The following is a 12649-nucleotide window of genomic DNA, read 5'->3' on the forward strand; positions in this document are numbered from 1 at the left end:
CGTTCGGGGGCCGCGCGACGGCGCATGGGGCTCAGGCCATGGCGTCGGCCCGGTCGGCGCGCACCTTCTCCGCCTCGCGGCCGTGGATTTCCTCGTAGTGGTCGAACCGGCTCTCGTACCAGGCGGTCCCGTGGGTCAGCCCGCCCAGCGACTGCGCCAGCGCGTCCTGCGCCGGCGACGGGATCAGCGCGCGGAACACGTCCCAGCCCTTGGCCGTCGGATGCGGGTCGAAGCCCAGAACCTGCCCCTTGAGCGATGAGATCTCCCCCACCAGCGCGCCGGTATAGACCGACGGCAGGTGTATATCGACCTGGTCGATCGGCTGCAGCAGCACCGGCCCGCTTTCGGCCAGCGCCTCGCGCATGCCCATCATCCCGGCCGTGCGGAAGGCGAAGTCCGACGAATCCACCGAATGCGCCTTGCCGTCGGTCAGCGTCACGCCCACGTCGATCACCCGGAAGCCCAGCGGCCCGGTGCGGCACGCCTCTTCGCAGCCCGCCTGCACCGCGGGGATATAGTTGCGCGGCACCGCCCCGCCCTTGACCACCTCGTCAAAGACGAAACCGGCGCCGCGCGGCTGCGGCTTGACGGTGATCTGGATGTCGGCGAACTGCCCTGCCCCGCCCGACTGCTTGCGGTGGCGATAATGCTTGTCGGTGCTCTTCGAGATCGTCTCGCGATAGCTGCCGGCGGGCACCGCGTCGTTCACCTCGATGTCGAAATCGGCCGTCAGCATCTGCTTCAGCCGGCGCAGATGCATCATGCCCTGCAGGCAAACCAGCAGATGCCCGCTATCCTCGTCCTGGCCCAGGGTCATCCCCGGGTCGATCGCCGCGATCTTGGTCAGCGCCGCCGACAGCCGCGCGTCGTCGCGCTCCGACACCGGCGTCAGCACGCGGCGGAACACCGGCGGCGGCCCGAAGGCCCAGCCGGGCACCTCCACCGCCTGGTCGCCGACATAGACGCAGCCCGGGGTCAGGTGATCGGACTTCACCGCCACGCCCAGCCCGCCGGGCTCGACCGCCGCCGCGGGCTTGCCGTCCGCCCCGTTCAGCGCGCCCAGCGTGTCGCCGCCCAGCGACTTGCCCTGCGCCAGCCCGCCGCCCAGGTCGCGCAGCAGCACCGACTTGCCCACATGCTTGCGGTTGTCGGCATAGACCCCGACGACGGCATGCGGCGCCACGCCCAGCCGCGCGGCCACGGCCTCCGGCCCGGCGGTCTCGTGGCGCAGATCCTTCATCAGCCGGGTCAGCCCGTTGCGATGCGCGGCCGCGCCCAGGAAGACGGGGATGATCTGGTTGTTCTTGTGCATCTCGGCGACCATCGAGAAGACGTTCTCCGGCGCCGGCACCCGGTCCTCGATCAGCTGTTCCAGCAGGTCGTCGTTGAAATCGGCGATATGCTCCAGAAGCTCGGTGCGCGCCTCCTGCTCGCGGTCCTTCATCGCCTCGGGCATCTCCACGAGCGAGGAGGGCTTGCCCTCGTGGTACTCCCAGGCGCGTTCCGAGATCAGGTCGACGGCGCCGGTGATCTCGCCGCCCTCGCGGATCGGCACCTGCCGCAGGACGAGAAGGTGGGCGGCATAGTGCTGCAGCGCGGCCACGGTGTCGCGGACCCGGCCCTCGAACCCGTCCATGTGGTTGACGAAGAGCGTGGCGGGCACCCCGGCCTCCTCGATCAGCCGCAGGTAGGGGGCGGCCTGCGGCGCCTGCTCGGGGTCGGGAGACACGACGACGACAGCATGGTCGCAGGCGGCCAGCGCGTGCCCCGCGGCGCCCAGGTTGTCGGTGCCGCCGGCGATGTCGAAGGCGCCCCAGGGCTCGCCCAGATACGCGAACGTGGTCAGCGTGAAGCGGTCGGAGAAGCTGCTCTGATCGGCGCGGCCGTCGAGCGCGCCGAGCGCCTGGGTGAGGGTCGTTTTTCCGGACTGCGATGGTCCGAGAACCGTGAAGCAACGCATGATTGTCCTCCTTCCGTTTCGTTGGCATGGCCGCGCGAAGGCGTCCTGCCCGAACGGAATGTGCCTGCGTCGCTGCCCCAGCCGGCCCGGAGGTGTGCGGATGTGCCGCCGCATCGCCCGCGGGGGGCGTGTCCGGTATGGTCGGCGCAAGGCGCTGTAGGGTCAAGGGAATTCGGGGGGCCGGGCCGCGCCGCCGCGGCCCCGGAGACCGGCCCCGATGCCGCCGCGCCGCGCGCGCTCTCGGGCCAGGGCCGATGCCGCCACGGCCGCGCCGCGCGCGGCTTGTCTTCGCGCGCCGGAGCCGTAACACTGCCCTCCATGCGACGCAGCCGGGAAAACGCGACGGCCGGTCCGGCCCTGCGCATGCTGGTCCTCACCGGCGCGGCGCTCGCGATCGGCACGCTCGCCGCCTTCGCCGCCATCGCGCTGGTCGAGATCGTCTCCGCCCTCAACAGCCTGCTGCTCGTCGACCCCCGCGCCCGGGTCCAGTGGGAGCGGCAGGCCGGAATCGTCACCGCCGCGACCCTGCTGGTGCCCACGATCGGCGGCCTGCTCGTCGGCCTGGCGCACCGGCACCTGTCGCCCGACGGCCGGCCGCTGGGCCCGCCCGACGTGATCCGCGCGGTGCAGTTCCGCGCGGCCCTGCCCCCGGCCCGCAGCGGCCTGGTCTCGACCGCGACGGCGGCGCTGTCGCTGGGCGTCGGGGCGTCGGTCGGCCAGTACGGGCCGATGGTCTATCTGGGCGCGATGATCGGCGGCGTCGCGCGGCGGCTGCGCCTGGGCGTGCCGAACCTCGCGGCCATCGCCGTCAGCTGCGGCGTCGCCGCGGCGATCTCGACGGCCTTCAACGCGCCCATCGCCGGGCTGGTCTTTGCCCATGAGGTGGTGCTGCGCCACTACGCGACGCAGGCCTTCGCGCCCGTCGCGGTCGCCTCGGCCACCGGCTATGTCATCGCCAACGTCATCTTCGACCGCCCCGCGCTGTTCCTGATCCAGTTCGCCGGCGTCTCCCGCGGGCACGAATTCGTGCTGTTCGCCGTGCTCGGCATCCTCGTGGCGCTGGCGGCGGTGGGCTTCATGCGGCTGCTGCTGGCCACCGGGCCGCGGCTCGCCCTCGCCGTCGCGCGGCCCGAACTGCGCCCCGCGCTGGCCGGGCTCGCCGTGGGCACGACCGCGCTGGCGCTGCCGGACGTGCTGGGCATCGGGGCCGAGACGCTGCGCTTTACCACCATCGAGGGCGCCTTCGGCATGGCGGAGCTGGTCGTGCTGGTCGCCGCCAAGATCGTCCTGACGGCGCTCTGCATCGGGGCCGGTTTCTCTGGCGGCGTGTTCAGCCCGGCGCTGCTGATCGGCAGCCTGATGGGGGCGCTGTTCTGGACCTTGGCCACGGGCGTCGCGGGCGTGGCGACCTCAGGCGTGGCGGTCTACGCGATCTGCGGCATGATGGCCTTCGCCAGCTCGGTGATCGGCGCGCCGCTGACCTGCGTGCTGATCGTGTTCGAGCTGACGCGCAGCTACGACGTGACCATCGCGGCCATGGTCGCCGTGGTCTTCGCCAACCTCGTCTCGCACCGCCTCTTCGGGCGGTCGCTGTTCGACGTCCAGCTCGCCGGGCGCGGGGTCGATCTGTCGCTCGGCCGCGAATGGGCCCGCCTCGCCGCGCTGCGCGTGCTGGACCTTGTCCGCGACGACGCGGTCGTCGCCGAGACGGGCGAGGCGCCGGACGCGGTCGCCGACCGGCTGTCGCGGCAGGGTTGGCGGCAGGCTTTCGTCGCCGGCCCCGACGGGCGCTTCGCCGGCGTCTTCACCCCCGGGGCGCCGGCGGCCACGGTCGGCGACGCCGCGCGCCCGCCGACCCTGACCTTCGACGAGACGACCGACGTCGCGGGGGCGATGGAGCGGCTGCGCGGCTTCGTCGGCGATGCCGTCCCGGTGGTCGACAGCGCCAGCGGCCGCCTCCTCGGCGTGGTGTCCGAGGCCGATGTCGTCGCCGCCTGGCTGGACGAATCCGAACGGCTGAGAAAGGAAGAGAATGCGTCGCTTTAGCCTTCTGCGCCTCGCCCTCCCCCTCGTCCTCGTCCTTCTCCTTGCCCAGGCGCTCCCCGCGGCGGCGGCGGACCTCACGGTGGTCAGCTGGGGCGGCAGCTACGAGGCGGCCCAGCGCCGCGCCGTGATCGCGCCGTTCGAGGCCGAGACCGGCATCGCGACCGAGGTGGTGCAATACGACGGCACCGCCGCCGCCATCGCGCGGCGCGCCGCAGCCGAAGGCTGGGACGTGATCGACATGCTCTCCGACCAGGCCCGCGTCGCCTGCGCCGCCGGGCTGCTGCAGGAGATCGACGCCGCCGCCCTGCTCGGCCGCGCGGCGCTGGCGGATTTCGCGCCGGCCGGCCCGACCCGCTGCGCCATCCCGCAGAACGTCTATGCCCGGGTGATGGCCTATGACGAGCGCGCCTTTCCCGGCGTGAAGCCCAGCCGGATCGGCGATTTCTTCGACACCGACCGCTTCCCCGGCAAGCGCGCGGTGCAGCGCGGCCCCGACGGCATCCTCGAATGGGCGTTGCTGGCCGAGGGCGTGCCGCCGGAACAGGTCTATGGCCTGCTCAGCACCGACCGGGGCCTGCGGCTGGCCATGCGGCGGCTGGACGCGATCCGCGACGACATCGTCTGGTGGACCGATCCGGCCGAGCCCGCCGCGATGCTGGCCGACGGCCGCGCGGTGATGGCGGCGGGCTTCAACGGCCGGTTCTTCGATGCCGCCCGGTCGCAGGCCGCGCCGATCAACATCGTCTGGGACGGCCGCATCATCGGCATCGAGGTCTGGGCCATCGCCGCCTCGACCGATGCGCCGGAGGCCGCGCGCGCCTTTCTCGCCCACGCCCTCGGCCCCGACGCGATGGCCCGCCTCGCCGAGCGCATCCCCTACGGGCCCGCCCGCCGCTCCGCCTTCGAGCGCATCGGCCAGAATCCCGAGACCGGCGCGCCGATGCGCGTCTTCCTGCCCAACGCGCCGGGCCACGGCGCGCGGGCGCTGGTGCGCGACAGCCTGTGGTACGCCAATACCGAGGAGTTGCGGACCCGCCGGTTCGAAAGCTGGCTGGACGGCGACCGCTAGGCGGCGGCGCGGCCGATCCCGTGCCGTGCCGCGTGGACGTCCAAGGATCCTGTTAGCGGTATCGCCATTGAAATCAGAGACTTGACTAGGCGTCCAACCTTGGACACTTTCCCGGTTCCACATCCCCCCGGAATCGTCCATAACCCCCGCCGTCACCCGATCCGAGGCCGGAGCCATGCACGACATCCGTTTCATCCGCGAGAATCCCGACGCCTTCGACGCCGCCCTCGCCCGGCTGGGCGTGGCCGCGGCCTCGCCCGAGATCCTCGCCGTCGACGCCGCCCGCCGCGAGGCGATCCAGAAGGCCGAGACCGCCCAGGCCGAGCGCAACGCCGCCTCCAAGGAGGTCGGCAAGGCCAAGGCCAGCGGCGACGAGGCCGAGTTCGAACGCCTCCGCGCCCTGGTCGCCGCCAAGAAGGACGAGATCGCCGCGCTGGAGGACGAGGCCCGCCAGGGCGACGCGAAGCTCGCAGAGCTCCTGATGGGCCTGCCGAACCTGCCCCTCGACGACGTCCCCGACGGCGCCGACGAGGACGACAATGTCGAGATCCGCCGCTGGGGCGAGCCGCGGGCTTTCGATTTCGAGCCGAAGGAGCACTACCAGCTCGCCTGCGCGCAGGGCCTCGACTTCGAGACCGCCGCCAAGCTCTCCGGCTCGCGCTTCGTGGTGATGCGCGGCGCCATGGCCCGGCTCCACCGGGCGCTGGCGCAGTTCATGCTGGACGTCCATACCACCGAGAACGGCCTGACCGAGACCAACGCCCCCGTGCTGGTCCGCGACGAGGCGATGGTCGGCACCGGCCAGCTGCCCAAATTCGCCGAGGACAGCTATCAGACCCGCGAGGGCTGGTGGCTGATCCCGACCTCCGAGGTCACCCTGACCAACACCGTCCGCGAGACGATCCTCGACGCGGCCGAGCTGCCGATCCGCCTGACCGCCCATTCGCTGTGCTTCCGGTCGGAGGCGGGCAGCGCGGGCAAGGACACCTCGGGCATGCTGCGCCAGCACCAGTTCGAGAAGGTCGAGATGGTGTCGATCACCCATCCCGACGCCGCGCTGGACGAGCACGCCCGGATGACCCGCTGCGCCGAGGACATCCTGGAACGCCTGGGCCTGCCCTACCGGACCATCGTGCTGTGTACCGGAGACATGGGCTTCGGCGCGCGCAAGACGCATGACATCGAGGTCTGGCTGCCCGGCCAGGACACCTATCGCGAGATCAGCTCGGTCTCGGTCTGCGGCGCGTTCCAGGCGCGGCGGATGAACGCCCGGTTCCGGCCCGAGGGCGGCAAGCCGGACTTCGTCCACACGCTGAACGGCTCCGGCGTCGCGGTGGGCCGCTGCCTGATCGCGGTGCTGGAGAACGGCCAGCAGGAAGACGGCTCCGTCCTCTTGCCTCAGGCGCTGCACCCCTATCTTGGCGGGAAGACACAGGTGACGGCAAAAGGCGAGTTGGCGTGAGCGATACTGCGCGGATGAAATCGGTGCTGGTGGTGACGGGGGCGATTGCCTTCGTCATGTCGCCGATCGTCTCGAACAGCTTCGGCGGGTTCGAGCCGGGCCAGTTCCCGGTGCCGCAGGACGACCCGCCGGTGCAGCCCGCGGGCTACGCCTTTTCGATCTGGACGCTGATCTACGGCTGGCTGCTGGTCCATGCGGGCTTTGGGCTGGTCAAGCGCGCGGACGCCGAGGACTGGGACCGCACGCGCATACCGCTGACGATCTCGCTGGTGCTGGGCGCGGCCTGGATCCCCATCGCGCTGCGCTCGCCCCTGATGGCCACGGTCCTGATCTGGGGGATGCTGGCCACCGCGCTCTGGGCGCTGTTCGTGGCCCCCCGACGCGACACATGGTGGGCGCGGGTGCCCCTGGCGCTCTACGCGGGCTGGCTGACCGCCGCCGCCTGGGTGTCGGTGGCCCTGATCGGCGCCGGCTGGGGCATCGGGCCCGGGGCGCTGGCCTGGGCATGGATCGCGCTGATCGCGGCGCTGCTGTCCGCGGCCGGGGTGCTGACGCGGCTGGGCCGGGCGCCGGATTACGGGCTGCCGTTGGCCTGGGGGCTGGTCGGGATCACAGTCGCCAACCTCTCCGCCAACCTGCTGCTGGCGCTGGCCGCCGCGCTCGGCGCCGCTCTCATCCTGGCGCTGTCGCTGCTCGCTCCGCGCCCAAACAGGTAAGCCCAGACCTTCGAAGTGGCGTCCTGAGGGCAGACCGTGCAGCCTCCCCTGCCCGCCGGCCAGCGCGTCGCCTCTCCGATTTCAGAAAAGACAACGCGCGGTCGCGCTCAATCTGGCAGCGGCTATTCCGCCGGGACGGCGGCGACGGACCGCTCCTTCGGGAAGGGTACCAGGCGCTCCTGCTCCTCGTCCCAGAGCTTCAGCTTGAACGAGCGGATCGCCTCGGGCCATTCGATGCGCGGCATCTCCAGCTCCGGCGGCAGCTCGAAATGGCACTTGCGCAGCCGGTAGGAGGGGATCGCGGGCATGAAGTGATGGATGTCGTGATAGGCGATGTTGCCGGTGCCGATATCCCACCAGTGGCCCAGGTTCAGACAGGACGACCCCTGCAGCGTGGCGCGGCGGAAGTCGAGGTCGGGCTTACGGTCCCAGTAGGTGTCCTCGAAATTGTGCTGCAGGTAGACGAGGAAGACGCCGATCATCCCCGACAGCGCCGAGATGCCGAGGAAGACGAACAGGCCCTGCCAGTCGAAGACATACCAGATCGCGAACAGCCACAGCGCGAAGGCGAGGTTGTGCAGCAGCACCCCCGCGACGCCGATCTTCGGCGTGTTCTGCGGCCAGCGATAGGCGAAGAAATAGGTCCAGATCGCGCCCACCGGGATCAGCACGAAGGGGTTGCGGTAGAGCCGGTAGTAGAGCCGTTTCCAGAAACCGGCCTCGTTCCACTCCCTCAGCGTCATGGTGTAGATCTCGGTGGTCTCGCGGTGTTCGAGATTGCCGAGATAGGCGTGGTGCATGTTGTGGTTGTACTGCATCGCCCGGTACGGCGTCATCGCGAAGGGCGAGAGCACGTAGCCGGCGATGTCGTTCACCCGCTTCGAGGAGAACAGCGAATGGTGACCGCAGTCGTGCATCAGCACGTAGAGCCGCACGCCGGCGAAGGCGGTGACGACGCAGAACGGCAGCGACAGCCAGACCGAGGTCTCGAACAGCGTCAACGCCAGGTAGAGCGTGGTGAAGAACACCGCGAAGGTCCCGAAATAGCTGGCGGCGGCCAGAAGGTCGTTCTTTCCGGTGTATTTCAGAAGGTGCTTGCGCAGTTCCGGCGATGCGTAGTCGCTCATGACGCCCCCCATCGAGATGCCTTCAGCTGTCGCCCGGAACGGGCGATGGCGCGCGCCTAATAATTAGGATTCGCTCGCGTTTGTCCAGCCGCCGCGGCGCGGCGGGGCGGGAACGGCACCATGCGGCCGGCCTCTTCGTCCCAGAGTTTCCAGCGCAGGCAGCCCGCCGCCTCGCGCCAGCCGATGCGGCGCGTGCGGAACGTGCCGTCCAGATCGCGGTGGCAGCGTTTCAGGTTGTAGCAGGGAATCCGCGGGTTCAGGTGGTGCAGGTCGTGATAGGCGATGTTCGCGGTGCAGATGTCGAAGAGGGCGCCGAAATCCAGCACGGCGGAGCCTTCGATCGCGGCCCGGTCGAAGCGCAGCTGTTCCGGCCGGGTCCAGACCACATCCTCGAAATTGTGCTGGACGTAGGGGATCACGACGCCGCAGGACACGCCGAGGATGACAGAACCCAGCCAGGCCCAGATCGCCGGCCAGCCCCAGCCAAGCCACAGCGCGGCCAGAAGCCCGGCCAGCAGCGCGTTGTGAACGATCAGGTTGCCGAGCCCGGACTTGCGGGCATTGCGCGGCCAGCGGTAGCGGATGACGTAAAGCAGCGTCGGCCCGATCAGGAACAGCATCGCGAAGCTGCGATAGGCGCGGTAGGCGGCGCGCTTCCACCAAGGCGCGGCGCGGTACTCGGCCAGGGTCATCACGTAGATCTCGCTGGAGTCGCGGCGGTCGAGGTTTCCGATATGCGCGTGATGCAGATTGTGGTTGTAGCGGATCGCCTTGTACGGCGTCAGCGTCAGCGGCGACAGGAGCGTGCCGGCAATGTCGTTGGCGCGGCGCGTGGTGAAGAACGACCCGTGGCCGCAGTCGTGCTGCAGCATGTAGAGCCGGACGGCGGCGATGCCGGTCACGAACATCACCGGCAGCGCGGCGAGCCAGCGGTCGCCGCGCACGAGCAGGATCGCGACGGCCAGGCCGGCGGCATAGACGGCCAGGGTCGCGGCCAGTTGCACCGCGGCGATGCGGTTGTCGCGCGCCGTGTAGGCGCGGGTGCGTTCCCTGGGCGTCACCTGTCCGGCCGTCCTCTGTCTCCCTTGCGGAATCCTAGGCGGACGCGGGACGGGATGTATAGCGGCCGGCCGCGCGCCGCGCGCCGCTGTGGGCCGGGCGCAACGCGCAAGCGGTCCCGAAAACCGCCTGCAGGCGCCTTGCAAGGCGCTTGCCGCCGGCGCGTCAGGCGCCCGGCGGCTTCTTGCCCAGATGCTTGCGCAGGCGCGACGGCGTGGATTTCTTGCGGTCCTTGTAGGGGTTCTGCTCGGACTGCGAGCGCATCCACAGCCGGATCGGCGTGCCCGGCATGTCGAAGTCGTCGCGCAGCCCGTTCACCAGATAGCGCGTGTAGCTCGCCGGCAGCTTGTCGGGATGCGAGCACATCACCACGAAGCCCGGCGGCCGGGTCTTGGCCTGGGTCATGTAGCGCAGCCGGATGCGGCGGCCGCCCGGCGCGGGCGGCGGATGGGCGGCGGTCATGTCGGCGAGCCAGCGGTTGAGACGGGCGGTCGGCACCCGGCGGTTCCAGACCTCGTGCGCCTTGACGACGGCGTCCTGCAGCCGGTCGAGCCCGCGCCCCGTCAGCGCCGAGACCGTCACCAGCGGCGCGCCGCGCAGCTGCGGCAGCAGGCGTTCGAACGCCTCCTTCAGGTCGCGCAGCTTGCCCTGCCGGTCGGTCTCGGCGTCCCATTTGTTGACGGCGACGACGACCGCCCGGCCCTCGCGCTCGGCCAGGTCGGCGATGCGCAGGTCCTGCTGTTCGAAGGGAATCGCGGCGTCGAGCAGCACCACGACCACCTCGGCGAATTTCACCGCGCGCAGCCCGTCGGCGACGGAGAGCTTTTCGACCTTGTCCTGCACCCTGGCCTTCTTGCGCATCCCGGCGGTGTCGAAGATCCGGGTCGGCGTGCCGCCCCAGTCGAACGAGACCGATATCGCGTCGCGGGTGATGCCGGCCTCCGGCCCGGTCAGCAGGCGATCCTCGCCGATCAGCGCGTTGATCAGGGTGGACTTGCCGGCATTGGGGCGGCCCACGACCGCGACCTGCAGCGGGCGCTGCGGCGTGGGCGCGCGGTAGGCGGGAAGATCCGCGTCGGTCTCGGCATCGACGGTCAGGTCGGTGACGGGCTCTTCGGGTTCTTCGGCGGCGGCGCGGGCGGCGTAGGCGTCGGCCAGCGGCGTCAGCACATGGAACAGGTCGCCCAGCCCCTCGCCATGTTCGGCCGACAAGGGCAGCGGCTCGCCCAGGCCCAGCTCCCACGCCTCCAGCACGCCGGCCTCGGCCGCCGTGCCCTCGGCCTTGTTGGCGGCGAGGATCACGTGGGCGTTCTTGCGGCGCAGGATCTCGGCGAAGACGCGGTCGTCGGGCAGGATGCCGGCGCGGGCATCCACGACGAACAGGCAGATATCGGCCATCTCGACGGCGCGCTCGGTCAGCCGCCGCATCCGCGCCGGCAGGCTGTCGTCGCGCGCGTCCTCCAGCCCCGCCGTGTCGATCACCGTGAAGCGCAGATCGCCCAGCCGCGCCTCGCCCTCGCGCAGGTCGCGGGTGACGCCGGGCTGGTCGTCGACCAGGGCGAGGCGCTTGCCGACGAGGCGGTTGAAGAGCGTCGACTTGCCCACATTGGGGCGGCCGACGATGGCGAGGGTGAACATCTGCGTCCCCAGTTCTGAGCATCGCGCCGGAATAGCCAGATTTTTCTAGAAAAATCTGCCCCGGCAAAATCTTCTGGAAGATTTTGCGCGGGCAGGATCTTCTAGAAGATCCTGCTGCCCGGCGGTCGGAAGGCTCGCTCCATAAAGGAAAACGCGGTCAACGGAAAGCGTGAAGCTGGCCGTTCTCGCTGACGACATACATCGTGCCGCCGGCCACCGAGATGTTCGACGCCGCGCCGCCGGGGATGTCGATCGCCTGGCGCAGCGCGCCGGAGGCCGGGTCGAAGGCGCGCAGCTTGCCGTCGTCGGAAGCGACCCAGAGCTGGCCGCCGGCCAGGACCGGGCCGAAATAGGCGTAGATCGACTTGCGGCGCTTGACGCGGTTCGCCTTGAAATAGGGCAGCTCCTGCGACCAGATCACCTGCCCCGTCGCGGCGTCGAGCCGGATCAGCTCCGCCTGGTCGGACACCAGAAAGACCGACCCGCCCGCGACCCAGACCGGCCCGTAGGCGCCGTCCTCGGCGGTCCAGATGCGCTCGCCCGATTCCAGGTCGAGCGCCACGGCACGGCCGGACTGGTTGCCGGTGTACAGCACCCCGTCCGAGACGACCGGATCGGCGACGATGTCGGTGATGTTGGCATAGGCCGCGCCCTTGCGCCCGCCCGAGACGGTCGCGCCCCAAACGCGCACGCCGCCCTGGCGCAGCGCGGCGATCAACTCGCCGCTGGCGAAGGGGAAGATCGCGTATTTGTCGGTGACGGCCGGCCCGGCGCCGCCGATCATGCCCGAGACCGAGGGCGTGCCCTGCACCCGCCAGCGCACGCGGCCGGTCGCGGTGTCGATGGCCCAGGCGACGTTGTCGCGCGAAATGACGTAAAGCAGCCCGCCCACGACCGTGGGGCTGGCCGTGGCCGGGGCGTCGAGATTCTGCACCCAGATCTCGGCGCCGGTGGCCGGATCGAGCGCGTGGACCTCGCCGAAGCCGGTGGTCACGAACACCTTGCCGCCGCCGAAGGCGATGCCGCCGCCCGAGGCGTCGCCCTCACGGTCGCTCTCCGGCACCAGGCTGCGGGTCCAGAGCCTTTCGCCCGAGGTCGAGGTGGCGGCGGCCATCGACCGGCTGTCCAGGGTAAAGACGCGGCCCGCGGCCACGATGGGATCGGCGGTGATGCGGTGCTTGCGGCTGTTGCCGTCACCGATATCGGCCGACCAGATGCGGCTGGGCTGCGGCGAGAGCGCGGCATGCGGGATGCTGTGCGACGGATTGCCAGCCCGGTGGGTCCAGGACGCGACCGAGACCGGCGCGGGCGCGCTGAAGGCGCGGTCGACCGGGGCCTCCGGTTCGGACTGCGCGGCCTCGCCCACCGTCGCCCCGGACCGGATGTCGAGCCGTTCCCCCGGCAGGATCGTCTCGCGTTCGCCGCAGGCCGCCAGCAGGACGCCCAGTCCCGCGGCCAGCCCGATCGTTCTGGTCATCTGCACGGCTCGCGTCTCCTCGCATTCTCCGGGCGCCCCGTTCGGTCGGGCCCCGTTTATCGTTCGGCCGGCGAAGATCGTCGCCCCCAGCCGCC

9 protein-coding genes are annotated in these 12649 nt (G+C 70.8%); 4 read left to right on the top strand and 5 right to left on the bottom strand.

Annotated features, from left to right (window positions below; translation table 11 throughout):
- Positions 1-31: 31 nt before the first annotated feature.
- The gene (locus P1J78_RS11620; protein WP_275567526.1) at positions 32-1960 is read right to left on the bottom strand and encodes an elongation factor G; all 1929 of its coding nucleotides are present in this window, start codon (positions 1958-1960) and stop codon (positions 32-34) included.
- 318 nt (positions 1961-2278) lie between these two features.
- Here P1J78_RS11620 and P1J78_RS11625 point away from each other — a divergent pair, with 318 nt between their 5' ends.
- The 4 genes from P1J78_RS11625 (at position 2279) to P1J78_RS11640 (ending at position 7253) form a co-directional block, all read left to right on the top strand.
- Positions 2279-4006, top strand: coding sequence for a chloride channel protein (locus tag P1J78_RS11625; RefSeq protein ID WP_275567527.1), 1728 nt, complete (start codon positions 2279-2281; stop codon positions 4004-4006).
- Positions 3993-5075, top strand: a complete 1083-nt coding sequence (locus P1J78_RS11630) for an extracellular solute-binding protein (protein ID WP_275567528.1) — start codon at positions 3993-3995, stop codon at positions 5073-5075. Before P1J78_RS11625 ends, P1J78_RS11630 begins: the two co-directional genes overlap by 14 nt.
- Positions 5076-5250: 175 nt before the next feature.
- Entirely contained in the window at positions 5251-6537 is a 1287-nt protein-coding gene (gene serS / locus P1J78_RS11635; protein WP_275567529.1) for a serine--tRNA ligase, read from the top strand.
- Entirely contained in the window at positions 6534-7253 is a 720-nt protein-coding gene (locus P1J78_RS11640) for a TspO/MBR family protein (protein WP_275567530.1), read from the top strand. The genes serS and P1J78_RS11640 overlap by 4 nt, the downstream gene beginning before the upstream one ends.
- A 122-nt stretch (positions 7254-7375) precedes the next feature.
- On the opposite strand, the gene P1J78_RS11645 is transcribed toward P1J78_RS11640, so the two are convergent.
- The 4 genes from P1J78_RS11645 to P1J78_RS11660 form a co-directional block, all read right to left on the bottom strand.
- Complete coding sequence (locus P1J78_RS11645; protein WP_275567531.1) at positions 7376-8380, bottom strand: fatty acid desaturase; 1005 nt, start codon at positions 8378-8380, stop codon at positions 7376-7378.
- Between the two features lie 56 nt (positions 8381-8436).
- Positions 8437-9441: a fatty acid desaturase gene (locus tag P1J78_RS11650; RefSeq protein WP_275567532.1), complete on the bottom strand. Its 1005-nt coding sequence runs from the start codon at positions 9439-9441 to the stop codon at positions 8437-8439.
- A gap of 163 nt (positions 9442-9604) precedes the next feature.
- Positions 9605-11077, bottom strand: a complete 1473-nt coding sequence (gene der, locus P1J78_RS11655) for a ribosome biogenesis GTPase Der (RefSeq protein ID WP_275567533.1) — start codon at positions 11075-11077, stop codon at positions 9605-9607.
- A 157-nt stretch (positions 11078-11234) separates the two neighbouring features.
- The gene (locus P1J78_RS11660; RefSeq protein WP_275567534.1) at positions 11235-12554 is read right to left on the bottom strand and encodes a PQQ-like beta-propeller repeat protein; all 1320 of its coding nucleotides are present in this window, start codon (positions 12552-12554) and stop codon (positions 11235-11237) included.
- Between the last annotated feature and the right edge of the window lie 95 nt (positions 12555-12649).

It is taken from the genome of Psychromarinibacter sediminicola, from assembly GCF_029168335.1.
In the GTDB taxonomy this organism is placed as follows: Bacteria; Pseudomonadota; Alphaproteobacteria; order Rhodobacterales; family Rhodobacteraceae; genus Psychromarinibacter; species Psychromarinibacter sediminicola.

Bases quoted from the DNA above. Each gene is read 5' to 3' on its own strand.
- P1J78_RS11625 (WP_275567527.1), top strand. From the start codon at position 2,279: ATGCGACGCAGCCGGGAAAACGCGACGGCCGGTCCGGCCCTGCGCATG.
- serS (WP_275567529.1), top strand. From the start codon at position 5,251: ATGCACGACATCCGTTTCATCCGCGAGAATCCCGACGCCTTCGACGCC.
- P1J78_RS11620 (WP_275567526.1), bottom strand. From the start codon at position 1,960: ATGCGTTGCTTCACGGTTCTCGGACCATCGCAGTCCGGAAAAACGACC.
- P1J78_RS11630 (WP_275567528.1), top strand. From the start codon at position 3,993: ATGCGTCGCTTTAGCCTTCTGCGCCTCGCCCTCCCCCTCGTCCTCGTC.
- P1J78_RS11660 (WP_275567534.1), bottom strand. From the start codon at position 12,554: ATGACCAGAACGATCGGGCTGGCCGCGGGACTGGGCGTCCTGCTGGCG.
- P1J78_RS11645 (WP_275567531.1), bottom strand. From the start codon at position 8,380: ATGAGCGACTACGCATCGCCGGAACTGCGCAAGCACCTTCTGAAATAC.
- der (WP_275567533.1), bottom strand. From the start codon at position 11,077: ATGTTCACCCTCGCCATCGTCGGCCGCCCCAATGTGGGCAAGTCGACG.